The 25,961-nt window shown below is 61.0% G+C and carries 24 protein-coding genes; 12 read left to right on the top strand and 12 right to left on the bottom strand.

Features of this window, described 5'->3' with window-relative positions; genetic code table 11:
- Nucleotide 1: 1 nt before the first annotated feature.
- From HU731_RS15885 to folE2, 5 genes are read right to left on the bottom strand one after another with little or no spacing between them, the layout of a single operon-like run.
- Complete coding sequence (locus tag HU731_RS15885; RefSeq protein ID WP_186607501.1) at nt 2–562, bottom strand: gamma carbonic anhydrase family protein; 561 nt, start codon at nt 560–562, stop codon at nt 2–4.
- Nucleotides 559–1,437, bottom strand: a complete 879-nt coding sequence (locus HU731_RS15880; RefSeq protein ID WP_186607502.1) for a metal ABC transporter substrate-binding protein — start codon at nt 1,435–1,437, stop codon at nt 559–561. The genes HU731_RS15885 and HU731_RS15880 overlap by 4 nt, the downstream gene beginning before the upstream one ends.
- Nucleotides 1,438–1,448: 11 nt before the next feature.
- The gene (locus HU731_RS15875; RefSeq protein ID WP_003195772.1) at nt 1,449–2,315 is read right to left on the bottom strand and encodes a metal ABC transporter permease; all 867 of its coding nucleotides are present in this window, start codon (nt 2,313–2,315) and stop codon (nt 1,449–1,451) included.
- On the bottom strand, nt 2,316–2,984 hold the full coding sequence (locus HU731_RS15870) for a metal ABC transporter ATP-binding protein (RefSeq protein WP_186607503.1): 669 nt from the start codon (nt 2,982–2,984) through the stop codon (nt 2,316–2,318).
- A complete protein-coding gene (folE2, locus tag HU731_RS15865) occupies nt 2,981–3,871 on the bottom strand; it encodes a GTP cyclohydrolase FolE2 (protein WP_186607504.1) in 891 nt (296 codons plus the stop codon). Before folE2 ends, HU731_RS15870 begins: the two co-directional genes overlap by 4 nt.
- Nucleotides 3,872–3,999: 128 nt before the next feature.
- Here folE2 and HU731_RS15860 point away from each other — a divergent pair, with 128 nt between their 5' ends.
- Entirely contained in the window at nt 4,000–5,211 is a 1,212-nt protein-coding gene (locus HU731_RS15860) for an N-acetylmuramoyl-L-alanine amidase (RefSeq protein ID WP_186607505.1), read from the top strand.
- Here HU731_RS15860 and HU731_RS15855 read toward each other — a convergent pair.
- Nucleotides 5,208–5,576, bottom strand: coding sequence for a glutamine synthetase (locus HU731_RS15855; protein ID WP_186607506.1), 369 nt, complete (start codon nt 5,574–5,576; stop codon nt 5,208–5,210). The two genes, HU731_RS15860 and HU731_RS15855, sit on opposite strands and share 4 nt — an antisense overlap.
- A gap of 126 nt (nt 5,577–5,702) precedes the next feature.
- On the opposite strand from HU731_RS15855, the gene dksA reads away from it, so the two are divergent.
- Genes dksA through HU731_RS15835 form a run of 4 tightly spaced genes read left to right on the top strand, consistent with a single transcriptional unit; the run spans nt 5,703 to nt 8,991 of the window.
- A complete protein-coding gene (dksA, locus tag HU731_RS15850; RefSeq protein WP_032894419.1) occupies nt 5,703–6,107 on the top strand; it encodes an RNA polymerase-binding protein DksA in 405 nt (134 codons plus the stop codon).
- A 27-nt stretch (nt 6,108–6,134) separates the two neighbouring features.
- The gene (gene zigA / locus HU731_RS15845; RefSeq protein WP_186607507.1) at nt 6,135–7,340 is read left to right on the top strand and encodes a zinc metallochaperone GTPase ZigA; all 1,206 of its coding nucleotides are present in this window, start codon (nt 6,135–6,137) and stop codon (nt 7,338–7,340) included.
- Nucleotides 7,340–7,984, top strand: coding sequence for a DUF1826 domain-containing protein (locus HU731_RS15840; RefSeq protein WP_186607508.1), 645 nt, complete (start codon nt 7,340–7,342; stop codon nt 7,982–7,984). Before zigA ends, HU731_RS15840 begins: the two co-directional genes overlap by 1 nt.
- 44 nt (nt 7,985–8,028) lie before the next feature.
- On the top strand, nt 8,029–8,991 hold the full coding sequence (locus tag HU731_RS15835) for a CobW family GTP-binding protein (protein WP_186607516.1): 963 nt from the start codon (nt 8,029–8,031) through the stop codon (nt 8,989–8,991).
- Here HU731_RS15835 and HU731_RS15830 read toward each other — a convergent pair.
- Entirely contained in the window at nt 8,985–9,380 is a 396-nt protein-coding gene (locus HU731_RS15830) for a DUF3301 domain-containing protein (RefSeq protein WP_003195752.1), read from the bottom strand. The genes HU731_RS15835 and HU731_RS15830 overlap by 7 nt on opposite strands.
- A gap of 117 nt (nt 9,381–9,497) precedes the next feature.
- On the opposite strand from HU731_RS15830, the gene pdxY reads away from it, so the two are divergent.
- Nucleotides 9,498–10,370 carry a pyridoxal kinase PdxY gene (gene pdxY / locus HU731_RS15825; RefSeq protein ID WP_003195749.1) on the top strand — a complete coding sequence of 291 codons (873 nt, stop codon included), beginning with the start codon at nt 9,498–9,500 and terminating at the stop codon, nt 10,368–10,370.
- A 123-nt stretch (nt 10,371–10,493) separates the two neighbouring features.
- Here the strand turns inward: pdxY and HU731_RS15820 are convergent, their stop codons facing one another.
- Nucleotides 10,494–10,979: an acyl-CoA thioesterase gene (locus HU731_RS15820; protein ID WP_003195747.1), complete on the bottom strand. Its 486-nt coding sequence runs from the start codon at nt 10,977–10,979 to the stop codon at nt 10,494–10,496.
- A gap of 283 nt (nt 10,980–11,262) precedes the next feature.
- On the opposite strand from HU731_RS15820, the gene HU731_RS15815 reads away from it, so the two are divergent.
- Complete coding sequence (locus HU731_RS15815; protein WP_186607509.1) at nt 11,263–13,020, top strand: cation:proton antiporter; 1,758 nt, start codon at nt 11,263–11,265, stop codon at nt 13,018–13,020.
- A gap of 102 nt (nt 13,021–13,122) precedes the next feature.
- Here HU731_RS15815 and HU731_RS15810 read toward each other — a convergent pair whose 3' ends face one another.
- The 3 genes from HU731_RS15810 to uvrD form a co-directional block, all read right to left on the bottom strand.
- On the bottom strand, nt 13,123–13,530 hold the full coding sequence (locus HU731_RS15810) for an SMI1/KNR4 family protein (protein WP_003195742.1): 408 nt from the start codon (nt 13,528–13,530) through the stop codon (nt 13,123–13,125).
- Nucleotides 13,531–13,665: 135 nt separating this feature from the next.
- A complete protein-coding gene (locus HU731_RS15805) occupies nt 13,666–14,532 on the bottom strand; it encodes a Tim44 domain-containing protein (RefSeq protein ID WP_186607510.1) in 867 nt (288 codons plus the stop codon).
- A gap of 284 nt (nt 14,533–14,816) precedes the next feature.
- A complete protein-coding gene (uvrD, locus tag HU731_RS15800; protein WP_014720554.1) occupies nt 14,817–17,000 on the bottom strand; it encodes a DNA helicase II in 2,184 nt (727 codons plus the stop codon).
- 276 nt (nt 17,001–17,276) lie between these two features.
- Between uvrD and HU731_RS15795 the strand changes: the two genes are divergently transcribed.
- The 3 genes from HU731_RS15795 (at nt 17,277) to HU731_RS15785 (ending at nt 21,599) form a co-directional block, all read left to right on the top strand.
- Nucleotides 17,277–20,150 (top strand): EAL domain-containing protein, encoded by a 2,874-nt coding sequence (locus tag HU731_RS15795; protein WP_186607511.1) that lies wholly within the window; start codon nt 17,277–17,279, stop codon nt 20,148–20,150.
- A gap of 162 nt (nt 20,151–20,312) precedes the next feature.
- A complete protein-coding gene (hexR, locus tag HU731_RS15790) occupies nt 20,313–21,179 on the top strand; it encodes a transcriptional regulator HexR (protein WP_003177007.1) in 867 nt (288 codons plus the stop codon).
- Nucleotides 21,180–21,401: 222 nt separating this feature from the next.
- The gene (locus tag HU731_RS15785) at nt 21,402–21,599 is read left to right on the top strand and encodes a PA3496 family putative envelope integrity protein (protein ID WP_073526287.1); all 198 of its coding nucleotides are present in this window, start codon (nt 21,402–21,404) and stop codon (nt 21,597–21,599) included.
- On the opposite strand, the gene HU731_RS15780 is transcribed toward HU731_RS15785, so the two are convergent.
- Entirely contained in the window at nt 21,529–22,503 is a 975-nt protein-coding gene (locus HU731_RS15780) for a LysR family transcriptional regulator (RefSeq protein ID WP_014720552.1), read from the bottom strand. The two genes, HU731_RS15785 and HU731_RS15780, sit on opposite strands and share 71 nt — an antisense overlap.
- 194 nt (nt 22,504–22,697) lie before the next feature.
- Between HU731_RS15780 and HU731_RS15775 the strand changes: the two genes are divergently transcribed.
- Nucleotides 22,698–24,113 carry an acetyl-CoA carboxylase biotin carboxylase subunit gene (locus HU731_RS15775; RefSeq protein ID WP_003195732.1) on the top strand — a complete coding sequence of 472 codons (1,416 nt, stop codon included), beginning with the start codon at nt 22,698–22,700 and terminating at the stop codon, nt 24,111–24,113.
- An 11-nt stretch (nt 24,114–24,124) separates the two neighbouring features.
- Nucleotides 24,125–25,933 (top strand): sodium-extruding oxaloacetate decarboxylase subunit alpha, encoded by a 1,809-nt coding sequence (oadA, locus tag HU731_RS15770; protein WP_003195730.1) that lies wholly within the window; start codon nt 24,125–24,127, stop codon nt 25,931–25,933.
- Nucleotides 25,934–25,961: the final 28 nt, after the last annotated feature.

Genomic DNA, 25,961 nt, shown 5'->3' with positions numbered 1-25,961 from the left:
TTCAGAACTCGTTTTGCAGGGCTTTGTAGCCACGTACCAAGTCGACATTGGTGCGTGCCACGTCTTCGGAAAACTCCGAGGCGCTGACACTCACCGGCGGGAACTGCGACAAATCGGTGTTGGGGCCGATACGTGTCGTAGAGGGCACGTAGAAGGCGGCGGGCAGGTCGCGGCCGTCGACCACCGAGTTGTGGCGCACCACACACCTATCGCCCACGGCGCAATTGAACAGCACGCTGTTGAAGCCAATAAACACGCGGTCGCCCACTGAGCAGGGGCCGTGGACGATGGAGCGGTGGGCGATGGAGGTGAATTCACCGATGGTCACCGCCGCGCCGGATTTGGAGTGGATGACCACGCCGTCCTGGATGTTGGAGTTGGCGCCGATGGTGATCGGGTCCATGGCGCCGCTGGCATCGACTTCGTCGGCGCGAATCACGGCGTAGGGGCCGACGAACACGTTCTCGCCGATGATGACTTTGCCGCAGATGATCGCGGTTTTATCGACGTAGGCCGACTCTGCAATCACCGGCAGATCGCCCGAAGGATTTTTGCGGATCATGGCTGGCTCAGTGCGGCGCACAGGGTGTTGAGGTTGTATTCGAACAGCCCGATAAAGGTGCTGGCCGGGCCTTCTGCGGCGAGGGCGTCTGAGTACAGCGTGCCGCCGATCTGTGCGCCGCTTTCGTCAGCGATCTGCTTGAGCAGGCGCGAGTCCTTGATGTTTTCCATGAACACGGCTTTGACCTTGTCCTTGCGAATCTGGGTGATCAGCGCGGCAACTTCAGCGGCCGAAGGGTCACGTTCGGTGGACAAACCCTGGGGCGCGAGGAACTGGATGCCATAGGCCTGGCCCAGGTAGCCGAAAGCGTCATGGGACGTGACGATGCGGCGGTTACCCGGTGGCAGGGCGCCGAACTTGGCTTTGGCCTCTTCCAGCAGGCTATGGATTTGTTTGAGGTAGGCCTGGCTGTTGCGCAGGTAGGCGGTCTTGTTGGCGGGGTCGGCGGCCACCAGGGCTTTGGTGATATTGCTCACATAGATTTCGGCGTTGGCCAGGTTGTGCCAGGCGTGCGGGTCGGGAATGGTTTCGCCATCCTCGTCCATGGTGTGGGAAATCACGCCTTTGCTGGCGGTGACCACCGTTGCCTTGGTTTCGGTGCTGGTAACCAGGCGGTCCAGCCACGGCTCGAAACCCAGGCCGTTCTTGATGATCACCTTGGCCTTGAGCAGTGCCTTGGCGTCGTCCGGCGTGGGTTCATAGGTATGGGCATCGGCGTCCGGGCCGACCATGTTGCTGATCTGGATATGCTCGCCACCGATCTGGTGGGTGATGTCATCGAGAATACTGAAGCTGGTGACCACTTGGAGTTTGTCGGCCGCGTGAGCCATCGACAGCGGCAGCAGCAGACTGAACAGCACGAGTAGAGCGCGCATGGGGAAACACCTCATTGGGATGTGAGCAAAGGCGGGCGGCGCAACAAACCGTGCACCGGACCGAACACCACGGACAACAAATACCCAGCGCCCGCCACCAGCACGATCGCCGGGCCGCTGGGCAGTGAGTAGTAGAACGACAGCAGCAGGCCCAACCACACCGACAGGCATCCCAGCAGCGCCGATACCGCGATCAGCACCGGCAGGCGACGGCTCCAGAAGCGTGAGGCGATGGCCGGCAACATCATCAAGCCGACCACCATCAACGCACCGATGGCCTGGAAACCGATCACCAAGTTCAGCACCACCAGGGTCAGGAACACGCCATGGGCGAGGGGGCCGAGGCGGCTGACGGTTTGCAGGAACAGCGGGTCGAGGGTGTCCAGCAGCAGGGGTTTGTAGATCAGCGCCATGGCGATCAGGCTGAAACCCGAGACCCAGAGCATGCCGGTCAGGGTGGTTTGATCCACGGCCAGGGCGGAGCCGAACAGCAGGTGCAGCAGGTCCAGACGCTTGCCGGCAAGGCCCAGGATCAGCACCCCGGCGGCCAAAGAGATGGGGTAGATAGCGGCGAGGCTGGCGTCTTCGCGCAGCCCGGTGCGGCGGGTGATCCACGCGGCCAGGCCGGCCATGCTCAGGCCTGCACCCAGGCCGCCGAGGGTCAGCGCGGGCAGGCTCAACCCAGCGAACCAGAAGCCCAGGGCGGCGCCGGGCAGGATGCCGTGGGCCACCGCGTCACCGATCAGGCTCATGCGCCGCAGGATCAGAAACACCCCCAGCGGCGCGGTGCTGCAGGCCAGCACCAAGCCGCCGATGAGTGCGCGGCGCATAAAAACGAACTCATGAAACGGCAGCCACAAGTGCGCAGTGAAGTGCATTCAGGCCACCTGCATCTGCGGTTGCGGGCGGATCAGCTCTTTGCTGGGGCCGAACACGCAGCCGGTGTTTTTGATCTGCAGTACGTGCTGGGTGTGGTGACGCACGGAGGCCAGGTCATGGCAGACGATCACCAGGGTGCGGCCTTCGCTGTGCCAGGCATGGATGTGTTTCCAGCACAGCGCCTGGCCGTCCTCGTCGAGGGCTGCATGAGGTTCGTCGAGTAGCAGAACGGGCGCGTCGGCCAGGCTCATGCGTGCCAGCAGGGCGCGCTGCAATTCGCCGCCGGACAATGCCATCAACGGTCGGTGTTCCAAGCCAGTCAGGCACCAGTCTTCCAGTACCGCTTGCAGGCGTTGGCTGCGTTGTTGCGCGGTGTGTTGGGTGCCCCAAAAACCTGCAGCCACCAGTTCTTGCAGGCTGATAGGAAACTGGCGGTCCAAGTGTTGCTGCTGGGGCAAGAAGGCCAGGCCGCCACGGCGTGGAACATCCACGATGACTTTACCCGCCAAAGGCTTTTGCAGGCCGGCGATGACTTTGAGCAGGCTGCTCTTGCCTGTGCCGTTGGCGCCGATGATGCTGGTGAGGCTGCCCTTTTCCAGGGTCAAATTCAGTGCCGGCGTGAGGGGCTGCCCAGGGGCACCCCAGCGCAACGCGTTGCAGGTGATCATGCAGAAGCTCTCGTCCAGCGGCTTTCAGCCACGGCATCGTGCGCGTGCAGGCTTTCGGCGTGGATCACTTTGAGGTGGAAGGCTTTGATGGCATCCGAGCGTTTCAAGGCGAGGTTCAGGCGGCGAGCGGCGTCTTCGCAGAACATCAGGTTCTGCCCGTTGGCCAGGGCGAAGGCCTGTTCGTCTGCGCGTTTCACCGCGGTTTGTACGGCGGTACCGAGCGCGGCTTCGGCAGCGTTGATCAAGTCGATTATCGGCAGGTCAGTACCTTGCAACTGAACGTGCAACTGCGCGCTGCTGCGTTGGCTATGGGGTGTGGCGACGATGCCGTTGGCACTGCCGAGCCAGGCCAGCAGCGCTTCGTGCTGCAACGGCGTGTTGGCGAAATCATCGACAAATTGCTGCTGAATCAACTGCCTGGCGAGTGCGGCGGAGCAAGGGCAGGTTGAGGAATAAGTAACGTCAATTTTTAGTTCCACGTGGAACATCTGGTTTTCCAGACGTGCTTCGATGCTCACCGGGTAGCTCTTCCAGCCGGCTAGCGGGCTGACCAGTGCAGGGCGTTTAAGCAGTAACTGGGTGTGGATACGCAGGTAGGCGTTCTTAGATAAACCTTCATGTGTGTCGAGAAAACGCTGCAGTACATTACGCAGCAGTGCAGGTGTCAGCGGCTGTTGATCGAGCATTTCCAGAGCCAGGTACAGGCGTGACATATGAATGCCACGGGCCGAGCCGTCGTCCAGGCTTACGCCCGTGTCAGCGGTGGCGGCCAGGTGTTGACCGTCAATCAGGATCGGCAAGGCGATGCCGCACATACCCACCCAGTCGAGTGGCAAGGCTTGGCGTGAAGCCTGCGCGGCAATGTCCGGCAGAGTCAGCGCATTCATAAGCAGGTCCATCGTTGGAAATAATTCGACATGTTATAGTATAACAATACGAGCTACGATGAATTTTCTGCTCCAGCCTTTGTTCAGTCATATCGAGTAGGGACACTCCTTTATCTGCGGTATATGCCATGCACCGACGTCAGCTCCTCAACCTGCTGCTGGTCAGCCCCTTGTTTGCCTTGCCTTTGGGGGCTTACGCCACGCAGATTCGCAATGCACGCCTGTGGCGCTCAAACGACAAGCTGCGCCTGGTGTTCGACCTCAGCGGCCCGGTGCAATACAAGACCTTTTCCCTGACCTCACCAGACCGCTTGATCATCGACTTGAGTGGCGCCGGTCTCAGCGGCGACTTTTCCCAATTGGCGTTGAAGAACAGTGGGATTATCTCGATCCGTTCCGGGCATTTCGGCAAGAGCGATACGCGCATCGTGCTGGACCTGGTCGAGCCCATGCAGCTCAACAGCTTCGTGCTGCCGCCCCAGGATGGCCAAGGCCATCGCCTGGTGTTGGATTTGACCAACGCGACCCGTGCGCCCCGTCAAATCGCCGCTGAGCCAGCACCCTTGGTGGCGCCGGTAGACAAGGCGCATCCCAAGCGCGACATCATCGTGGTGGTCGACCCCGGCCATGGCGGCAAAGACCCCGGCGCCATCGGTTCCAAGGGCCAGCGCGAAAAAGATGTGGTGCTGTCGATCGCCCAGTTGCTGGCTAAACGCCTGAAGCGCGAAAAGGGGTTTGACGTAAAACTGGTGCGCAACGACGACTTCTTCGTGCCGCTGCGCAAGCGTGTGGACATCGCCCGTCAGCACAAGGCCGATATGTTTATCTCGGTGCATGCCGACGCCGCACCACGGCTGACCGCGTCAGGCGCCTCGGTGTATGCGTTGTCTGAAGGGGGCGCCACCTCGGCCACAGCGCGTTTCATGGCCCAGCGCGAAAATGGCGCCGACTTGCTGGGCGCCACCACCTTGCTCAATCTGAAGGACAAGGACCCGATGCTGGCCGGGGTGATTCTCGACATGTCGATGAATGCGACCATTGCCTCCAGCCTGCAACTGGGCAGCTCGGTATTGGGCAGCCTGCAAAACATCACCAGCTTGCATCAGAAACGTGTGGAGCAGGCGGGGTTCGCCGTGCTCAAGTCACCGGACGTGCCTTCAATCCTGGTGGAGACGGGTTTCATTTCCAACCCTCGGGATGCCCAGCGGCTGGTGACGGCGCGCCATCAACAGGCGGTGGCGGATGGCCTTTTCGAAGGACTCAAGCGTTACTTCCAGAAGAACCCACCCATGAACAGCTACATGGCCTGGGTGCAGGCGCAGAAAAACAGCCAGGTCTAACAGCCGGTCATTCGGCTGCAAGTGAACTTGGCGCTGGCGCCCCCTGAGCTGGAAAACCGGTTGATGGTGGTCCAGCCCACGCGCCGCGTGTAGCCGACCCACGCCTCGCCATCCGATGCCAACCCGGTAAAAAACGTCAGTTGCCCATACCGGCTGTTGGTCTGCGCCCAATAGCGTTTGCCGATCACTTCGAAACCGCGCAGGTAGGTGGTGCTGCCGACGGTCGCCACGCTATAGGCATTGCCCAACGGGTCCACACACGCCAGCAGGTTGGCGCTGCGTGTGCAGTTGGCCAACAGGCTGGATGCCTGGGCGCAGGCAGGCCCGGCGACTGCCAATAGCAGCGCACACAGCAGGTACTTCATCGAGGTTCTCAACATAGGCAGGTGACTCAGCATTGCGCCCTTCGTCGCGGCGAGCAAGAGGGATTGGCTTATTTGTATTGTTATACTATAACATAAAAGCACAGCCCGACCCGCGAACCGTTTCCCATGACCGAACAAGATTTGTTGGCCCAACCAGCGGCCGACTACATGAACGAGGCCCAGCAGCGTTTTTTCCGCGAACTGTTGCTGGCTCAGCGCGATGACCTGCAAGCCCGTATCGACGCGCAGTTCCAGGCGCTGCGCGAGCAGGAAACCAACAGCGACCTGGCGGATATCGGCAGTGCCGAAGAGCAACGCCAATGGCAACTGCGCCTGCTGGAGCGTGAAAAGAAGCTGTTGGACAAGATCGACGACGCCCTGGAATTGCTGGCCCGTGGCGAATACGGCTGGTGCCGTGAAACCGGCGAACCCATCGGCCTGCCACGCCTGCTGCTGCGTCCCACCGCCACCTTGTGTATCGAAGCCAAAGAACGTGAAGAGCTGCGCGAACGCCATAAACGGGCAGTTTGACCGGCCAACCCTGATGAGGAACACCTGATGCCCAATCGTCTCCCTGTGACCGTGTTGTCCGGCTTTCTCGGCGCCGGTAAAAGTACGCTGCTCAACTATGTCCTACGCAACCGCGACAACCTGCGGGTGGCGGTGATCGTCAACGACATGAGCGAAATCAACATCGACGGCAGCGAGGTGCAGCGTGATGTCACGCTCAATCGCGCGGAAGAAAAACTGGTGGAGATGAGCAACGGCTGCATCTGCTGCACCTTGCGCGAAGATTTGCTTGAAGAGGTAGGAAAACTCGCCAAGGAGGGTCGTTTCGATTACCTGCTGATCGAATCCACCGGTATTTCCGAACCTTTGCCCGTGGCCGAAACCTTCACTTTTCGCGATGAAAACGAGCAAAGCCTAGCCGACATTGCACGCCTGGACACCATGGTCACCGTGGTCGACGGCATGAATTTCCTGCTCGACTACCAGGCTGCCGAAAGCCTGGCTTCACGGGGCGAAACTCTCGGTGAAGAAGATGAACGCTCCATCACCGACTTGTTGATCGAACAGATCGAATTCGCCGACGTCATCCTGATCAGCAAGATCGACCTGATCAGCAGCCGCGAACGCGAAGAACTGATGGCCATCCTCGAGCGCCTCAACGCCCAGGCGGAAATCATCCCGATGGTCATGGGCGAAGTGCCGCTGAACAAGATCCTCAATACTGGCCGTTTCGACTTCGAACGCGCCGCCCAGGCACCCGGCTGGTTGCAGGAGTTGCGCGGTGAGCATGTGCCGGAAACCGAAGAATATGGCATCGCGTCCACCGCTTACCGTGCGCGCCGGCCCTTCCATCCACAGCGGTTTTTCGACTTTATCGACCGCCCCTGGGTCAACGGCAAGCTGTTGCGCTCCAAGGGTTTCTTCTGGTTGGCCAGCAAACATCAGGATGCGGGCAGTTGGTCCCAGGCGGGCGGGTTGATGCGCCATGGGTTTGCCGGGCGTTGGTGGCGCTTTGTGCCGAAAAGCCAGTGGCCGCAGGACGAAGAAAGCGTGGCGGCGATCATGGCCAACTGGCAATTGAGCACCGGCGACTGCCGTCAGGAGCTGGTGTTTATCGGGCAAAACATCGACTTTGCCCAGATGCGTGCCGAGTTGGACGCCTGCTTGCTCAACGATGAAGAAATGGCTCTGGGGGTCGAAGGTTGGCTTCAGTTGCCCGACCCCTTTGGCCCTTGGTACGAGCAGGTCGCCTGATGCTGGCCCCGGTCATTCCCCTGCGCCCCGTCATCCGCCAGACACATGGGGAAACGCCGCTGGCGCTGTCCGATATCCTCAATGACGGCGTCAACCTGGCAATCTGGCAGCGCCAACTGCCCCTGCATATCGCTGAGTTTGGCGCTTTGCTGGTGGCGCTCAATGAACCGTTGGCCGAGTCCTTGGTGGTCGAGTTGGTTAGCGAAGACGCCGTGCCGAACTTGCAGGGTTTGGCGACCAGCTGTCGCGATCTTGAAGGCTACGATGGGTTTATCGCCGATGTGTCGTGGCTGGTCAGTGCATTCGCCTGCCTGCTGGGCGCCAAGCGCATCGGCGTGCGTTTACGGCTATTGGACAAGGCCATGTGCCCGCGTTTTCACGTCGATCACGTGCCGGTTCGGCTGATCACCACCTACGCCGGTATCGGCAGCCAATGGTTGCGTGAAGGCGTCATGGACCGGCGCACATTGAGCCAGCCGGATGCCGAGCCCACTGAGCGCATCGAGCAGATCCACTGCGGTGAAGTGGCGCTGCTCAAAGGCACCAAATGGCACGGCAACGAAGGGCATGGCTTGATCCACCGTTCCCCAACACTCAAGGCCGATGAACGACGGTTGATCCTGACGCTGGATTGGCTGGCATAACCGCGTAGGATCAAACGCTCTACACGGCCTGAACCATGCCTCTTATGCTGCAGAACATTCCTACCCATGTGATTGCCGGGCCCTTGGGCGCCGGCAAGACCAGCCTGATCAAGCACCTGCTTGCCCAGCGCCCGGCCAACGAGCGCTGGGCGGTGCTGATCAACGAATTCGGCCAGATCGGCCTGGACGCTGCCCTACTTACCCAAGACGATGACGGTATCGCCCTGGGCGAGGTGGCGGGCGGCTGTCTGTGTTGTGTGAACGGTGCACCGTTCCAGGTAGGGCTGGGCCGCTTGTTGCGTAAGGCCAAGCCGGATCGGTTGTTTATCGAGCCCTCAGGCATGGGCCATCCGGCGCAACTGCTCAAGCAACTGCGGCAGGCGCCATGGCAAAACGTGCTGGCCGTGCAGCCTTGTGTGCTGGTACTCGATGCCCAGGCGTTGGCGGCGGGCAGGCCGTTGCCCCAGGCACAACAGGAGGCGTTGGCCGGTGCCGGCCTGCTGGTGCTGAACAAGGACGAGACGCTGACGTCCGCGCAACGTCAGGCGATTGAAGCGCAATTACCCGATTGCCCGCTCCATTGGACACGCCAGGCGCAATTGCCACTCAACCTGTTGCCCGGTTTGAAAGCACAGGCCCAAAGCGCTGTGGATAACTTCGCGGTGCCTGAAGCAGTGGGGCAAATGCCGGCGATCTGGAGCGACCCTGGGCTGCCGATCTGTTTGAGCCAGAGCCAGGAGGGCGGCTGGAGCATTGGCTGGCGCTGGCACCCCAGCCAGCGATTCGATGTCAGCCGTCTGCATCAGTGGCTCTCGAGTCTCGACTGGCGCCGTGCCAAATTGGTTATCCACAGCGTCGAGGGTTGGGTGTCCGCCAACGCTGTGGATAACACTCAACTGCACTGGCAACCCAGCGCTTGGCGGCGCGATTCGCGTGTTGAATTGATCTTCAGCGAACCACAGGACGTGGCTGCCTTGCAGAGCGCCTTGGCGGCCTGCCGTTATTGATGTTTCTTGCTGGCGTGGTCCTGGCGCCACTGGCTCAATTCGATGATCTCGGCGCTGGGCAGCGGCTCCTTGGTTTCGAACGGGTAGGGTGCCAGTTCGATCTGCGCGCTGTGGGCGCCAAACTGGGTGATGACCCCGGCATGCCGGGTTTCGCCGGTCACCGTGAACTCGAAATTATAGATACGCGCCAAGCGTCGGCGGCCATTGGCATCCTTCACGAAACCGATGCGTTTGAGCGCCACGGCACCGTCGAGAAGCTCGATATCGAGCTTGGCGCAATGCTGCTTGACCCGCGCCAGCGCCCGTTCACGCAGGCCGTGGTTGTGCCAGACCCAGGCGGCGCCGGTTGCCAGCAGCATCAAGACGAAGATGTTTCCCAGGGTCAGCATTCCATGAACTCCAACAAAGTGAGCGCAGCTTAACTGTGTCGCCGGTCTGTCGTACAGGCTGCGTTTAGTCGCATACTGCTCGGCCAGAAATCCAACGGTTTTACGGAAATCTCCCGCATGAAACGTACACCTCACCTGCTTGCGATCCAGTCTCATGTGGTCTTTGGCCATGCCGGAAACAGCGCCGCCGTGTTCCCCATGCAGCGGGTCGGGGTGAACGTCTGGCCGCTCAACACGGTGCAGTTCTCCAACCACACACAGTATGGACAGTGGGCGGGCGAAGTGCTGGCGCCGCAGCAAATTCCTGCATTGGTGGAGGGCATCGCCGCGATTGGCGAGCTGGGCAACTGTGATGCGGTGCTGTCCGGATACCTGGGCAGTGCAGACCAGGGCCGCGCCATCCTCAGCGGTGTGGCGCGCATCAAGGCGATCAACCCCAAGGCGCTGTACCTGTGCGACCCGGTGATGGGCCACCCGGAAAAGGGTTGCATCGTGCCGCAGGAGGTCAGCGATTTCCTGTTGGATGAAGCCGCCGCCATGGCGGACTTCCTGTGCCCCAACCAACTGGAGCTGGACAGTTTCGCCGGGCGCAAACCGCAATCGCTGTTCGATTGCCTGGCGATGGCCAAGGCCTTGCTGGCGCGTGGGCCCAAGGCGGTGTTGGTCAAGCACCTGGATTACCCAGGCAAACTGCCAGAAGGGTTTGAAATGCTCTTGGTGACGGCTGATGGCAGCTGGCACTTGCGCCGGCCCCTGCTGGCGTTTCCGCGTCAGCCAGTGGGCGTCGGCGACCTGACGTCCGGGCTGTTCCTGGCGCGGGTGCTGTTGGGTGATAGCCTGGTGGCTGCCTTTGAATTCACCGCCGCGGCCGTGCATGAAGTGCTGCTGGAAACCCAGGCCTGCGCCAGTTATGAACTGGAACTGGTGCGGGCCCAGGACCGTATTGCCCATCCGCGTGTGCGCTTCGAAGCTACACCGATCAGCCTGTAAGCACCCAGAACCCAATGTGGGAGCGGGCTTGCCTGCGAATGCGGTGGATCAGTCACACATGTATTGACTGGCGCACCGCATTCGCGAGCAAGCCCGCTCCCACATTTTGATTGGGTTTACAAATTATGGCGCGTCGGCTTTGATTTCCCGGTAGCGCTTTTCCAATTCCTGGCGAATCTGCCGACGCTGCTGGGCCTGCACAAAGCGGCGCTTGTCTTCGCTGTTCTGCGGCTGCAACGGCGGTACAGCGGCAGGTTTGCGCTGGTCGTCCACAGCCACCATGGTGAAGAAGCAGCTGTTGGTATGGCGCACCGAGCGTTCACGGATGTTCTCGGTCACCACCTTGATGCCCACTTCCATCGACGTATTGCCGGTGTAGTTGACCGACGCCAGGAAGGTCACCAGTTCACCGACATGGATCGGCTCGCGAAAGATCACCTGGTCTACCGACAACGTGACCACATAACGACCGGCATAACGGCTGGCGCAGGCGTAGGCCACTTCGTCGAGGTACTTGAGCAGCGTGCCGCCGTGCACATTGCCAGAGAAGTTGGCCATGTCAGGGGTCATCAGTACCGTCATCGACAGCTGGGCGTTTCCGGGTTCCATAGCACACTCACGGGTTGTAGGCATTGGTTGGGGGGAAGGCACCTCTGCGGGTACTCAAGGTCTTTGCAGCGCCATCCCTAACGGGACGCCGTCAGGCGGCTTGCCGTCACGCGCGCAGCGATCTGTTTCCATATATTGCACCGGCTTTCCAGCAGAAGTCGCGGTGTTACCCTTCAAAAGCCCTTCTCAGGGCTTTTCTTACGATCAAGGCAGACTTTTCCGACCCTACAAAGGCGCGGCCGGAAGTGGGAAAAGCGCCGGCACCCTCAAGGAGCCCCTCGCCATGCACGCCATCAGCTTTATCCAGGACTTGGCCGTGATCATGCTGGTGGCAGGGGTGGTCACCATCCTGTTTCACCGTTTCAAGCAGCCAGTGGTGCTGGGCTACATCGTCGCCGGCTTCATTATCGGCCCCCACACCCCGCCGTTTGGGCTGATCCACGATGAAGACACGATCAAGACGCTGGCCGAGCTGGGGGTGATCTTCCTGATGTTCTGCCTGGGCCTGGAATTCAGCCTGCGCAAGCTTTTCAAGGTAGGGGCCACGGCGTTTATCGCGGCGTTCCTGGAAATCGTGCTGATGATCTGGATCGGCTACGAGATCGGCCGCTGGTTCGACTGGAGCACCATGGACTCGCTGTTCCTCGGCGCGATCCTGGCAATCTCCTCGACCACTATTATCGTCAAGGCCCTCAACGACCTGAAGATGAAAGACCAGCGGTTCGCCCAGCTGATTTTCGGTGTGCTGATTGTGGAGGACATCCTGGGTATCGGCATCATTGCCTTGCTGTCGAGCATTGCCGTCAGTGGCACGGTCAGCTCCGGCGAGGTGTTCTCCACGGTCGGCAAGCTCTCGTTGTTCATGATCGTCGCCCTGGTGATTGGTATTTTGCTGGTGCCGCGCCTGCTGGCCTATGTGGCCAAGTTCGAAAGCAACGAGATGCTGCTGATCACCGTGTTGGGCCTGTGCTTCGGTTTCTGCCTGCTGGTGGTGAAGTTGGAATACAGCATGGTGCTCGGGGCCTTTTTGATCGGCGCGATCATGGCGGAATCCCGACAGTTGATTAAGATCGAGGGCTTGATCGAGCCTGTTCGCGACATGTTCAGCGCAATTTTTTTCGTGGCGATTGGCTTGATGATCGACCCGCAGATACTGCTGCAATACGCCTGGCCCATTGCGGTGATCACCGTGGCCGTGGTGCTGGGCAAGATGTTGTCTTGCGGACTGGGCGCGTTCATTGCCGGCAACGATGGTCGCACCTCGCTGCGGGTGGGTATGGGGCTGTCACAAATTGGCGAGTTTTCTTTCATCATCGCGGCGTTGGGGATGACGCTACAGGTTACCAGCGACTTTCTGTACCCAGTGGCGGTGGCCGTTTCGGCGATCACCACGCTGCTCACGCCCTACCTGATCCGTGGCGCGGACCCACTGTCATTGAAGATCGCGGCGGTGATGCCCAAGCGTATGAGCCGGGTGTTCGGCATGTATGGCGAATGGCTGCGCAGCATTCAGCCTCAGGGCGAGGGGGCAATGTTGGCCGCGATGATCCGCAAGATCATCCTGCAGGTCGGGGTAAACCTGGCGTTGGTGATCGCGATCTTCTTTGCCGGCAGCTTTTTCGCGGAGCGCATCGGTGGGTATCTACAGGGCTGGGTCAGCGATCAGAGTTGGCAGAAGGCGTTGATCTGGGGCGGGGCGCTGCTGGTGTCGTTGCCGTTCCTGATTGCGGCGTATCGCAAGCTCAAGGCGCTGTCGATGCTGCTGGCGGAGATGAGCGTGAAGCCGGAAATGGCCGGGCGGCATACCCAGCGTGTGCGACGGGTGATTGCCGAGCTTATTCCCCTCTTGTCGCTGCTGGTGATCTTCCTGCTATTGGCAGCCTTGTCGGCCAGTATTCTGCCGACCAACAAGTTGCTGGTGCTGATTGCCGTGGTCACGGCGGCGGTGGCGGCAGTGCTCTGGCGCTGGTTTATCCGTGTGCATACGCGGATGCAGGTTGCGTTGCTGGAGACGCTGGATAACCACAAGGACACACACTAGGAGCGAGCTTGCTCGCGAAGATCGTTAACGATAACGCGGGAAACCTGACACCCAGCAGCGCCCTCAGGTTTCTCGCGAGCAAGCTCGGCTCCTACAAGGGACTCAGCTTTCCAGCCAGACGTCCCGCGCCCAGTGCCACACCGATTCCCAGGTTTCTTCCTGGACGAGTTCTTCTTCGGCGGACCACAACACCACCGTGCCGTCTTCTTCGACGCAGTAGTAGTCATCGCCGTCCTGGCAGATAGGGATCAGGCTGCGATCAACACCGGCATCCCAGGCGTTGGCGGCAACGTCCGGCAGGTAGGTGTGGGACTGCGGGTCGGTGACGGTCACTGGCTCCAGGCTGCCATAGACCACGTCACTGACGGTCAGCAGGAATTCGCGGAAGACAAAGGGGATGTCGATGAACAGTTGTTCCTCGATCTCCACCAGTTGGTCTTCGTCAGGTAGCTCCAAAGGAACCGGGACCGGTTCGTTGGCTTCACGCAGTTGTTCGATGATTTCTTCCACGGCCGGGATCCTCTTGCTAGATGGCGCGGTTTATAGGGGCGTTTTATACAGTAGCTCGCTATAAGTGCAACCGTGAAATAGAAAACCCCGGACATGTCCGGGGTTTTTGTTACCGCTTGCTCAAACGCGCAGGTATTAGCCGTTCTGGCGGATACCGGCGACCAGCCATGGCTGGTCTTCGCCCTGGGCGCGTTCCATGTTCCAGCTTTCGCTGAAAACTTCGCCCTGGTCGAAACGCGAGGACTTCGACACACCGCTGAAGGTCAGGGTAGCGATAGTCTTGTCGGCGCGATCATCCACGCCGTCGAGCTGTACGCGCAGGTCGTCGATGTAGGTGGACTGGAAGGCGTCACCGATCTCGGCACGTTCGCGCTTGAGGAACTCCAGCAGCTGCGGGGTCACGAACTCGGAGATCTTGTCCATTTCGTTGGCGTCCCAGTGCTGTTGCAGGGACTGGAAGTGGCTGCGGGCCGCTTCGACGAAACGCTCTTCGTTGAACCAAGCCGGTGCGTTGATCACCGGACGAGCGGCAGGAGCTGCCGAACCACCGAAGATCGAACCCATGGCAGGCTTCTGTTCGAACGCTTCACGCTGCATTGGCGCGCCGGCTGGAGCCAGGTGCTCCTGCTGCTTGCGGCGACGGGCGGCAATAAAGCGGAAGACCAAAAAGGCGATGACGCCCATGATCAGGATGTCGAAGATCTGAATGCCCTGGAAGCCGTCGCCCATGAACATGGACGCCAGCAGGCCACCGGCGGCGATGCCGGCCAGTGGGCCCAGCCAGCGCGAAGCACCGCCGGCCTTGGCAGCAGCGCCAGCGGCACCGGCTGCGCCTGCAGTCGCTGCAGCACCGCCCGCACCGGCGGATGGAGCCATTTGGCTGGTCTGGTGAGTCGGTGCCGCGCCCGAGCTTTTGCCGCCACCGAAGCGTTTGGCGTTGGCGTCGAGGCTCATCGTCAGGCCGATGCACAACGCCATGGCGATGCTAAGAAAACGTTTCATATAGGGAATTCCCATTTGTGGATTGCACGCGCGCCATGTTGCACAGGTGTCGTGGCAGTGGCTAGCGGCATAATGTTTCGGGCTTTTGCGTAAGACCAAATCCGAAGGGTTTGTAGGACTGATTACAGATATTGGCCCGCACACGTGAAATACAAGGGCGCAGCCGTATCTTCCTGTAGGAGCGAGCTTGCTCGCGAAAATCGTCAACGATTACGCGGGCATTCTGGATGAACGCATTGTCTGTGCGTTCTTCGCGAGCAAGCTCGCTCCTACAGGAGTGGGGTTCAGACCGCTTCGAGCTTGGCGTAACCCATCATCAGCCACTTGCTGCCCTCGGCGAAGTTCACCTGCACCCGGGCCTGGGCGCCGGCGCCTTCGAAGTTGAGGATCACGCCCTCGCCGAAGATCGCATGCTTGACCTGCTGGCCCAGGCTGAACGGGGTTTCCGGTATTTCGGAGCCGGCAAACATGCTGCTGGAGTTCTGTTGCTGGCCACCGCCGAACGGGCGGCTGACGCTGTTGGACAAGCGCACTTCCTGGATCAGCCCCTTAGGCACCTCACGTACGAAGCGCGACACCTTGTTGTAGGTTTCGCTGCCGTACAGGCGTCGGGTCTCGGCGTAGGTCATCACCAGGTTCTGCATCGCCCGGGTAATACCCACGTAGGCCAGGCGGCGTTCTTCTTCAAGACGGCCGGGTTCTTCCAAGCTCATCTTGTGGGGGAACAGGCCTTCTTCCATGCCCACCAGGAACACGTAAGGGAATTCCAGGCCCTTGGCGCTGTGCAAGGTCATCAGCTGGATGCTGTCTTCATGCTCGTCGGCCTGGGTATCGCCGGCTTCCAGCGAGGCGTGGCCCAGGAAGGCGGCGAGCGGCGTCAGCTCTTCGTCGTCCTCGGTGTTTTCGAACGCGCGAGCGGCGCTGACCAGTTCCTCAAGGTTTTCTACCCGGGCCTGGCCTTTCTCGCCTTTTTCCGCTTCGTGATAGGCGATCAGCCCGGACTGCTCGATGACAGTCTGGGTCATCAGGTGCAGCGGCATTTCTGCGCACTTGGCGGCCAGGTTCTCGATCAGCTCGACAAACACCCCCAACGCCCCGGCAGCACGGCCAGTCAGGCCTTTGTTGGCGATCAGCAAGCGCATGGCTTCCCACATCGACACATCGGCATGGCGCGCATGGTCGCGGATCGCTTCGACGGTTTTCTCGCCAATGCCGCGGGCCGGGATATTGATCACCCGCTCCAGCGCCGCATCGTTCCCCCGGCCTTCCAGCAAGCGCAGGTAGGCCATGGCGTTCTTGATTTCGGCACGTTCGAAGAAGCGCTGGCCGCCGTAGATGCGGTACGGGATGCGCTCGCGCAGCAAGGCTTCTTCCAGCACCCGCGATTGGGCGTTGGAGCGGTACAGAATCGCGATATCGCTGCGGGCCAGGCCGGTTTTCAGTGCGCTTTCGATGGTTTCCACCACGTAGCGCGCTTCATCGTGCTCATTGAACGCCGCGTACAGGTTGATCGCTTCGCCTTCGCCGCCGTCGGTCCACAGCTCTTTGCCCAGGCGCCCGGTGTTGTTGGCGATCAAGGCGTTGGCCGCCTTGAGGATCCCGGCGGTGGAGCGGTAATTCTGCTCCAGGCGGATGGTCACCGCGTCCGGGAAGTCTTCGGAATACTGGTAGATGTTCTCGATTTTCGCGCCACGCCAGCCGTAGATCGACTGGTCGTCATCGCCCACCACCATCAGGCTGTCGCCGCCCTTGGCCAGCAGCCGCAACCAGGCGTACTGCACGGCGTTGGTGTCCTGGAACTCGTCCACCAGAATGTGGCGGAAGCGTTTTTGGTAATGGGCCAGCAAACCGGGGTTGTCGCGCCACAGGTCGAGGGCACGCAGCAGCAGTTCGGAGAAGTCGATGACGCCAGCACGCACGCAGGCCGCTTCATAGGCTTCATAAATGCTGCGCATGGTGGCCAGGAACAGGTCGCCGCTGGCCTGGATATGTTGCGGGCGCAGGCCTTCGTCTTTCTGGCCGTTGATAAACCACTGCGCCTGGCGCGCCGGCCAGCGTTGTTCGTCCAGGCCCAGCTCGCGGATCACGCGCTTGACCAGGCGTTGCTGGTCGTCGCTGTCGAGAATCTGGAAGGTCTGGCTCAGCCCCGCTTCCTGCCAATGCGCCCGCAACAGGCGGTGCGCCAGGCCGTGGAAGGTGCCCACCCACATGCCGGCCGGGCTGATGCCCATCAACTGCTCGATGCGATGGCGCATCTCGGCAGCGGCCTTGTTGGTGAAGGTCACCGACAGGATGGAATGCGGGGACGCGTTTTCGACCTGGATCAACCAGGCGATACGGTGCACCAGCACTCGGGTTTTACCGGAGCCAGCACCGGCCAGGACCAACTGACGGCCAACGGGGGCCGCTACGGCCTGGCGTTGGGCATCATTGAGGGAGTTCAGCAAAAGAGAGAGATCATCGCGCATCGACGCATTCTATGGGCCTTGGGGGGCCTGGGCAAATCCCAATGCCGGATGGTCGATGCAAAACGCCTGCACGCTATCGACGGGCGAGCATTCTGGCGGGGGTGATGACCGGTTGGTCATCGGCCGCAGCCCGTGCCGTGTCTTGCTCAAGCGGTCTGGGCCAAAGGTTTGCGGCCAATCGCAGCAGGTTTTTATGACTTGCAGCAGTTTGGCCCAGGCGCTTGCTTGTGTATGCTCCGTCGACGTTTCGGGCTCACCATTATAAGAACACCGCCTATGACCCTTAGCACCGACCTGTTTGGCCCCTCGCCGGCCCCAGCACAGGTCATCCGTAAACACTATGCAACCGAAATCGCGGTTGAGCGCACGCGCCTGCTCTATCAGGGGTCGTTGCTGCCGACGCTGCTGATGCTGGTCAATGGCCTGGTCTGCGCCTGGTTGCTGTGGAACCCCGATCAGTACCTGCTGGACAGCGTCTGGCTGCTCTGGCTGCTCGCCCTGGTGGCGATGCGCGTAATCCAAGTGGCGGCCTTTGATTCGGCCATGCCCAGCCGGCAGGCCCAGCCCGTGTGGCGCCGTATGTTCATGCTCGGCTCGGCGGTCAGTGGCCTGACCCTCTCCGTTGCGGCCATTGCCCTGGTGCCCACGGACAGCTTCATGCATCAGGCCTGGGTGTTTGGCCTGATCGGCGCCGCCACCTTGTCGGCCAGCGTGGCCTATGCCGTGAGCCTGTGGGCCTACCTGTCGTTTGCCTTGCCGTGCCTGGTGCCGGCCATCGTCTACCTGTTCTGGAATGGCACACCGCAGCAACAAGGCTGGGGCGTGCTCGGCCTGATCTTGCTGGCGTCCCTGAGCCTGGTTGCGTGGCAGGTCAACCGCCTGATCCAGCGCGGGCTGTTGCGCCGTTTCCAGAACCAGGCCCTGATCGAGCATCTACAGCAGGCGCAGCAACGCAGTGAGCAGTTGAACCTGGAGCTGGTGCGCGAAGTCGAGCAGCGCCGCGAGGTGGAGCAGGACTTGCGCGAAGCCCAGGTCGGCCTGCAAGACCGTGTGGCGCAACGCAGCCAGCAATTGGATGCTGCAAGCCTCGCATTGAGTAAAAGCGAAGCGCGCCTAGCCATGGCCCTGCAAGCCAGTGAACTGGGCCTGTGGGACTGGAACCTGCAAACCGACGAGGTCCACCACACACAACTCAAAGAGTTGTTCGGCTTGGAGCCCGAATACGTCACGGCGATGCTCAGCCACCTCAAACCGCGCCTGCACCCTGACGATGTGCCCTTGCTCAAACACGCGCTGGTCGAGCATCTCAAAGGCCGCAGCGAGGACTATCAGGTGGAATACCGGATACGTCATGGCGATGGGCATTGGGTGTGGATCCAAGACCGCGGGCGCGCCGTGGAGCGCACTCCCAGTGGCCGGGTCATCCGTATGCTTGGCACGCGCCGTGACATCAGCGCCGCCAAGGCGGTGGAAGAGCAGCAACGCCTGGCGTCGACGGTGTTCGAGGCGGCCAGCGAAGGCATTGTGATCCTCGACCCAAACTATGCGTTGATCGCCGTGAACCAGGCGTTCAGCCGTGTCACCGGTTTCGACATCGACGACATGCTTGGCCGCAACGTCGTGGAACTGCCCTGCAGTCGCGATGCCCGGCGCCACTTCCCGCTGATCCGCCAGGCATTGCTCAGCCACGGCACGTGGCAGGGCGAATTGGTGGAAACGCGCAAGAACGGCGAACTCTACCCGCAATGGCTACAGCTGAACGTGGTGCGCGATGTACGGGGTAACGTCAGTCATATCGTCGGGTTTTTCGCCGATCTTTCCGCGCGGCGTGAGTCGGAGGAGCGCATGCGCTACCTCACGCACTACGACGAGTTGACCGGCCTGGCCAACCGTTCGCTGTTTCGCGAACGGCTGCGCGAAGCTCACCAGCGCGTGCGCCAAGGCGGTCGCAGCCTGGCGCTGCTGCATATCAACCTCGACCGCTTCAAGTTGCTCAATGACAGCCTGGGCCATGAAGTGGCCGACCAACTGCTGCAGAAAATGGCGCGGCGCTTGATCAACGCGCTGCCGGAGGCCGACACCATCGCGCGCCTGTCCGGGGATGAATTCGCCGTGCTGTTCGATGCCTATGGCAACTTATCGAGCCTGGCGCGGGTGGCGACCCGGTTGCTGGCGAAACTGCGCGTGCCGGTGAACGTGGAGGGGCATGAACTGGTGGTTAGCGCCTCGATGGGTGTCAGCCTGTTGCCGGATAACGCACGGGAAATTTCTGCACTGGTCAGCCAGGCGAATATGGCGATGCAGCATGCCAAGCATTTGGGCGGGAATAATTTCCAGTTCTTCACCGACAGCCTGCAAGCCAGCACCCTGGAGCGTTTGCAGCTGGAAAACCACCTGCGCAAAGCCATCGACGAGCGTCAGCTCACGGTGTTCTACCAACCCAAGCTGTGCCTGGCCACTGGCAAGCTGAAGGCTGCCGAGGCGTTGGTCCGCTGGGAGCATCCGCAGTGGGGGATGGTGCCGCCGAGTGACTTTATCGGTTTGGCGGAAGAAACCGGCTTGATCGTACCGTTGGGCGAATTTGTGCTGCGCCAGGCCTGCTGGCAGGCCTGCGAATGGCAGCGCCAGGGGCTGGCGCCGATTCGCGTGTCGGTCAACTTGTCGGTGCATCAGCTGCGCCAGGGCAAGCTGGTCAGCCTGGTGCGCCAAGTGCTGGAAGAAACCGAACTGGACCCGCAGTACCTGGAGCTGGAACTGACCGAAAGCCAGTTGCTCGACAGCGTTGAACACATCATCGCCACCTTCCAGCAGTTGCGTGACCTGGGGGTGAAGCTGGCCATCGACGACTTTGGCACCGGTTACTCATCCCTCAGCTACCTCAAGCGCATCCCGGTGGACTACGTAAAGATCGACCAGGCCTTTATTCGCGGGCTTGGCCAGGGACGCGAGGATGCGGCCATCACCCGCGCGATCATCGCCATGGCCCACGGGTTGGCGCTCAAGGTAGTGGCCGAAGGTGTGGAGGATCAGCAGCAGCTGGATTTCCTGCGCGGCGAGCAGTGTGACGAGGTACAGGGTTACCTGATCAGCCCGCCCATGCGGGCTGAAGGGCTGGCGGATTTGTTACGCAAAAACGCAGATTTTTCTTAACGCAGCGTAGGCCGCCTTTATGGCTACATAGCGCCTGCCCTCTGAATCAGGGGGGAGCGGGGCGATTTAGTGATGCATCGAACGGGCAAAACGACAATTCTTGTAGTATAACTACAAGCTTGCTACATCCCTGGCGTCTGCCAATAACAAGAGTCCTGCCCTTTGAACCTGTTGCAACATATCGCCCAGTCGCGCCACCTGTTACGCAAATCGGAACTCAAGGTTGCCGATCATGTGCTGCTTGACCCTGCGGCCGTGATGCACAGTTCCATGGCCGACCTGGCCCACAGCGTGGGCATCAGTGAGCCGACCATCGTGCGCTTCTGCCGCGCCATTGGTTGCTCCGGGTTTCAGGATCTGAAACTCAAGCTGGCGCAAAGCCTGGCTGCCGGTGCCAGCTTCGGCCAGTTTGCGATCCATGAAGACGACTCCGTCGCCGACTACAGCCTGAAAATCTTCGACACCACCTTGCACACCCTGATGGAAGTGCGTGAGAAGCTCGACCCGGTGGAGCTGCAAAAGGCCGTGACCGCAATGTCCCAGGCCCAGCGCGTCGAGTTCTACGGCTTTGGCGCGTCCGGCGCGGTGGCGGCCGATGCCCAGCACAAGTTCTTCCGCCTGCTGCTGACCGCCGCGGCCTACAGCGACCCGCACATGCAAGCCATGTCGGCGGTGACCTTGAAGCCCACTGACGTGGCCATCTGCATTTCCCAATCGGGTCGTTCCAAAGACCTGCTGATCACCGCCAACCTGGTGCGTGAGAGCGGCGCTTCGCTGATCACCCTGTGCCCGAGCCAGACGCCATTGGCGGAACTGTCCACGGTGAACCTGGCGATCGACGTGCATGAAGACACCGAGATCTACACGCCGCTGACCTCACGCATTGCCCATCTGGTGGTGATCGACGTGCTGGCGATGGGCGTGGCCATGGCCCGTGGCCCGAGCCTGGTCAACCACCTCAAGAGCGTGAAGCGCAGCTTGCGCAGCCTTCGCCTCTCGCCAAAATCCGTCAAAGCCCTCGACGACTAAGCCCAGGCCATACTTGGTCAAAATGTGGGAGCTGGCTTGCCTGCGATAGCGATGGGTCAGTTAATAAGATGGCGACTGGCAGGCCGCTATCGCAGGCAAGCCAGCTCCCACATGGGTTTGCGCCATATGCGCAAGATTCATCATCCTGTAACCCCCGCGCCGCCAAACCGTCATCCCCCACGCCCATCCTGTACTCCCCGTACTCGCATTGGGAGACTCCAAATGACCCGGCCCTACGAAGACAGCAACAGCACCGTCAAGACCCGTCGTCAGCAGGAAGACCAGCGCCGCATGGCGTTCCGTCGCGCCATCGAAGACCGTTGCGAAGAGCGCCAGTTGCTCCAGAGCATCAGTGACTACCCGGAACTGCATTGGCAGGCACCCGTGGCTGCCCAGCGAAACGCTCAGCCAGCGCGCTGATCTGCACCCGTTCGCTGCGAATAAAGCCCAGGAACGCATGGGCCACCGGTGACAGGCGTTTAGCCTTGGCCTGCACCAGGCACCAACTGCGGTACAGCGGCAGTTCTTCCACCGGCAGCTCCTTGAGCCCGCCGGTGGCCAGCTCCAGGTTCAAGGCGTGGCGCGTCAGCAGGGCCACGCCCAACCCTGCTGCCACGCACTCACGCTGTGCCTCCGCCGAGGCCACTTCTACCGTCTGGGTGAAGTGCACGCGTTTTTCCTTGAAGTACTCTTCGCAGGCCAGCCGCGTGCCAGAGCCCGGTTCGCGGATCAGCAGGGTGTAAGGCTCCAGGTCTTGCAGGCGCAGCGGCCCTTGCAGGCTCAGGGGATGATCCGGCAATGCCACGGCCACAATCGGGTTGTTGAGAAACGGCAAGAACTCCAGGCCCATGTCCTGGGGCACCATGGACATGATCACCAGGTCGTCGCGGTTGTCCGAGAGCCTGCGGATCACCTGGGCACGGTTGACCACCGTGAGCTGCAATTGCACTTCCGGATGCTGGCGCTTGAAGGCGGCGAACAGGTGCGGCACGAAATACTTGGCGCTGGATTCCACCGCCAGTTTCAGTTGGCCTTGCAACGAGCCCTGCATGTCAGACAGCTGCATATCGAGGTTTTCCAGGCGCCCGAAAATATCGCGGCTGGCCCGTTGCAGGGCTTCGGCAGCCTCGGTCATGTAGAGTTTTTTGCCGACATAGTCGAACAGCGGCTGGCCGACCAGTTCTTCCAGCTGGCGAATTTGCAGGCTGACCGCCGGTTGGGTGAGGGACATTTCCTCGGCGGCACGGCTGTAGGAACGCAAATCACACACTTCATTGAAGATCTGCAATTGACGCAATGTCATACGCATCAATGACTTACGCATTTTATAAGCCCTTTGCCCCTTGGTCGTCCGGCCAACTATAAGTCTTTACTTATACACAACCCAATAATTATTGATTTTTGTTAATTCTCCTGTGCGCATAGTGTGTGTCTCGCGACTGTCATGAAACATTTGGTCACGCGCCGGCCCGGCTGCAACGGGTCGAAGCACGCAAATCGGCTCAAGGGAATTTCCAAGTGATAAAAAAGATCCTGATCGCCAACCGTGGTGAAATTGCCGTACGAATCGTGCGTGCCTGCGCCGAGATGGGCATTCGCTCGGTCGCGGTTTATTCGGACGCCGACCGCCACGCGTTACACGTCAAGCGTGCCGACGAAGCCCACAGCATCGGTGCCGAGCCATTGGCCGGTTACTTGAACCCGCGCAAGCTGGTGAACCTGGCGGTGGAAACCGGTTGCGATGCGCTGCACCCCGGCTACGGCTTCCTGTCGGAAAACGCCGAGTTGGCAGACATCTGTGCCGAACGCGGCATCAAGTTTATCGGCCCCTCGGCAGAAGTGATTCGCCGCATGGGCGACAAGACCGAAGCGCGCCGCAGCATGATCAAGGCCGGTGTGCCGGTTACGCCGGGCACCGAAGGCAACGTCGCCGACATCCATGAAGCCCTTACCGAAGGCGACCGCATCGGTTACCCGGTGATGCTCAAGGCCACCTCCGGTGGTGGCGGGCGTGGCATTCGCCGTTGCAACAGTCGCGAAGAACTTGAACAAGCCTTCCCCCGCGTGATTTCCGAAGCCACCAAGGCCTTCGGTTCGGCGGAAGTGTTCCTGGAAAAATGCATCGTCAATCCCAAGCACATCGAGGCGCAAATCCTCGGTGACAGCTTTGGCAACGTGGTGCACCTGTTCGAGCGTGATTGCTCGATCCAGCGTCGCAACCAGAAGCTGATCGAAATCGCCCCCAGCCCGCAACTGACCCCGGAACAGCGTGCCTACATCGGTGACCTGTCGGTGCGCGCTGCCAAGGCCGTGGGCTACGAGAACGCCGGCACCGTGGAGTTCCTGCTCGCCGAGGGCGAGGTGTACTTCATGGAGATGAACACCCGGGTGCAGGTGGAGCACACCATCACCGAAGAAATCACCGGCATCGATATCGTTCGCGAGCAAATCCGCATCGCCTCCGGCCTGCCGTTGTCGGTCAAGCAGGAAGACATCCAGCACCGTGGTTTCGCGTTGCAGTTTCGCATCAACGCCGAAGACCCGAAGAACAACTTCCTCCCAAGCTTCGGCAAGATCACCCGTTACTACGCCCCCGGCGGCCCCGGCGTACGTACCGACACGGCGATCTACACCGGCTACACCATCCCGCCGTTCTACGACTCCATGTGCCTGAAACTGGTGGTGTGGGCGTTGACCTGGGAAGAAGCCATGGACCGCGGCCTGCGTGCCCTGGACGACATGCGCCTGCAAGGCGTGAAGACCACCGCCGCCTACTACCAGGAAATCCTGCGCAACCCGGAATTCCGTAGCGGCCAGTTCAATACAAGTTTTGTGGAAAGCCACCCTGAGCTGACCAACTACTCGATCAAGCGCAAACCCGAAGAGCTGGCCCTGGCCATCGCCGCCGCCATCGCCGCCCACGCAGGCCTGTGAGGAATATAACAATGAGCAAGAAGATCTTCGTAACCGACACCATCCTGCGCGACGCCCACCAATCGTTGCTGGCCACCCGCATGCGCACCGACGACATGCTGCCCATCTGCGACAAGCTCGACAAAGTCGGCTACTGGTCCCTGGAAGTCTGGGGCGGCGCGACCTTCGACGCCTGTGTGCGCTTCCTCAAGGAAGACCCGTGGGAGCGCCTGCGCCAACTGCGTGCCGCGTTGCCTAACACGCGCCTGCAAATGCTGCTGCGCGGCCAGAACCTGCTGGGCTACCGCCACTACAGCGACGACGTGGTCAAGGCCTTCGTGGCCAAGGCGGCGGTCAACGGTATCGACGTGTTCCGCATTTTCGATGCAATGAACGACGTGCGTAACCTGCGCGTGGCCATTGAAGCGGTCAAGGCCGCTGGCAAACATGCACAAGGCACCATCGCCTACACCACCAGCCCGGTGCATACCGTGGAGGCGTTCGTGGCCCAGGCCAAGCAATTGGAAGCCATGGGTTGCGACTCTATCGCGATCAAGGACATGGCTGGCCTGCTCACGCCCTACGCCACCGGCGAACTGGTCAAGGCACTCAAAGCCGAACAGAACCTGCCGATTTTTATCCACTCCCACGACACCGCCGGCCTGGCCGCGATGTGCCAACTCAAGGCCATCGAAAACGGTGCCGACCATATCGACACGGCCATCTCCAGCTTTGCCTGGGGCACCAGCCATCCGGGCACCGAGTCGATGGTAGCGGCCCTTAAAGGCAGCGAGTTCGACACCGGCCTCGACCTGGAACTGCTGCAAGAGATCGGCCTGTACTTCTACGCCGTGCGCAAGAAATACCACCAGTTCGAAAGCGAATTCACCGCCGTCGACACCCGTGTGCAAGTCAACCAGGTGCCGGGCGGGATGATCTCCAACCTGGCCAACCAGCTCAAAGAGCAGGGCGCTCTGAACCGCATGAGCGAAGTGCTGGCCGAGATCCCGCGAGTCCGTGAAGACCTCGGCTTCCCGCCGCTGGTAACGCCGACCTCGCAGATCGTTGGCACCCAGGCGTTCTTCAACGTGCTGGCCGGTGAGCGCTACAAGACCATCACCAACGAAGTGAAGCTCTACCTGCAAGGCGGTTACGGCAAGGCGCCGGGCACGGTGAATGAAAAACTGCGCCGCCAGGCCATCGGCAGCGAAGACGTGATCGACGTGCGCCCGGCGGATTTGCTCAAGCCGGAAATGACCAAGCTGCGCGGCGAAATCGGCGCATTGGCCAAGTCCGAAGAAGACGTGCTGACCTACGCCATGTTCCCGGACATCGGGCGCAAGTTCCTCGAAGAGCGCGACGCCGGCACCCTGGCTCCTGAAGTGCTGTTGCCGATCCCGGAAGCGGGCGGCGTGGCCCGTGCTGGCGGCGAAGGCGTGCCGACCGAGTTCGTCATCGACGTGCACGGCGAAAGCTACCGCGTGGATATCACCGGTGTCGGCGTGAAGGCCGAAGGCAAGCGCCACTTCTACCTGTCCATCGACGGCATGCCGGAAGAAGTGGTGTTCGAGCCGCTCAACGAGTTTGTCAGCAGCGGCGGCAGCAAGCGCAAGCACGCCACCGAGCCGGGCCATGTCAGCACGGCGATGCCGGGCAATATCGTCGATGTGCTGGTCAAGGTCGGCGACGTGGTCAAGGCCGGCCAGGCCGTGCTGATTACCGAAGCCATGAAGATGGAAACCGAAGTGCAGGCAGCGATTGCCGGCAAGGTGAGCGCTGTGCATGTGGCCAAGGGCGACCGGGTGAACCCTGGCGAAATCCTGATTGAGATCGAAGGCTGATCACAGCCTTCGAAACTAACGTTTAATC

This window comes from Pseudomonas salmasensis (assembly GCF_014268375.2).
GTDB classification, from domain to species: Bacteria; Pseudomonadota; Gammaproteobacteria; order Pseudomonadales; family Pseudomonadaceae; genus Aquipseudomonas; species Aquipseudomonas salmasensis.
The sequence above is the reverse complement of the archived record's forward strand: the minus strand, read 5'-3'. Positions and strand labels throughout refer to the sequence as shown.

Coding starts and splice junctions, on each gene's coding strand:
- dksA (WP_032894419.1), top strand. CDS start 5,703: ATGACCGAACAAGATTTGTTGGCCCAACCAGCGGCCGACTACATGAAC.
- HU731_RS15820 (WP_003195747.1), bottom strand. CDS start 10,979: ATGGAACCCGGAAACGCCCAGCTGTCGATGACGGTACTGATGACCCCT.
- HU731_RS15875 (WP_003195772.1), bottom strand. CDS start 2,315: ATGCACTTCACTGCGCACTTGTGGCTGCCGTTTCATGAGTTCGTTTTT.
- HU731_RS15885 (WP_186607501.1), bottom strand. CDS start 562: ATGATCCGCAAAAATCCTTCGGGCGATCTGCCGGTGATTGCAGAGTCG.
- HU731_RS15830 (WP_003195752.1), bottom strand. CDS start 9,380: ATGCTGACCCTGGGAAACATCTTCGTCTTGATGCTGCTGGCAACCGGC.
- HU731_RS15805 (WP_186607510.1), bottom strand. CDS start 14,532: ATGAAACGTTTTCTTAGCATCGCCATGGCGTTGTGCATCGGCCTGACG.
- HU731_RS15840 (WP_186607508.1), top strand. CDS start 7,340: ATGCTGGCCCCGGTCATTCCCCTGCGCCCCGTCATCCGCCAGACACAT.
- HU731_RS15855 (WP_186607506.1), bottom strand. CDS start 5,576: ATGAAGTACCTGCTGTGTGCGCTGCTATTGGCAGTCGCCGGGCCTGCC.
- HU731_RS15780 (WP_014720552.1), bottom strand. CDS start 22,503: ATGCGTAAGTCATTGATGCGTATGACATTGCGTCAATTGCAGATCTTC.
- HU731_RS15815 (WP_186607509.1), top strand. CDS start 11,263: ATGCACGCCATCAGCTTTATCCAGGACTTGGCCGTGATCATGCTGGTG.
- folE2 (WP_186607504.1), bottom strand. CDS start 3,871: ATGAATGCGCTGACTCTGCCGGACATTGCCGCGCAGGCTTCACGCCAA.
- HU731_RS15785 (WP_073526287.1), top strand. CDS start 21,402: ATGACCCGGCCCTACGAAGACAGCAACAGCACCGTCAAGACCCGTCGT.
- zigA (WP_186607507.1), top strand. CDS start 6,135: ATGCCCAATCGTCTCCCTGTGACCGTGTTGTCCGGCTTTCTCGGCGCC.
- pdxY (WP_003195749.1), top strand. CDS start 9,498: ATGAAACGTACACCTCACCTGCTTGCGATCCAGTCTCATGTGGTCTTT.
- HU731_RS15880 (WP_186607502.1), bottom strand. CDS start 1,437: ATGCGCGCTCTACTCGTGCTGTTCAGTCTGCTGCTGCCGCTGTCGATG.
- HU731_RS15870 (WP_186607503.1), bottom strand. CDS start 2,984: ATGATCACCTGCAACGCGTTGCGCTGGGGTGCCCCTGGGCAGCCCCTC.
- HU731_RS15795 (WP_186607511.1), top strand. CDS start 17,277: ATGACCCTTAGCACCGACCTGTTTGGCCCCTCGCCGGCCCCAGCACAG.
- HU731_RS15835 (WP_186607516.1), top strand. CDS start 8,029: ATGCTGCAGAACATTCCTACCCATGTGATTGCCGGGCCCTTGGGCGCC.
- oadA (WP_003195730.1), top strand. CDS start 24,125: ATGAGCAAGAAGATCTTCGTAACCGACACCATCCTGCGCGACGCCCAC.
- HU731_RS15860 (WP_186607505.1), top strand. CDS start 4,000: ATGCACCGACGTCAGCTCCTCAACCTGCTGCTGGTCAGCCCCTTGTTT.
- uvrD (WP_014720554.1), bottom strand. CDS start 17,000: ATGCGCGATGATCTCTCTCTTTTGCTGAACTCCCTCAATGATGCCCAA.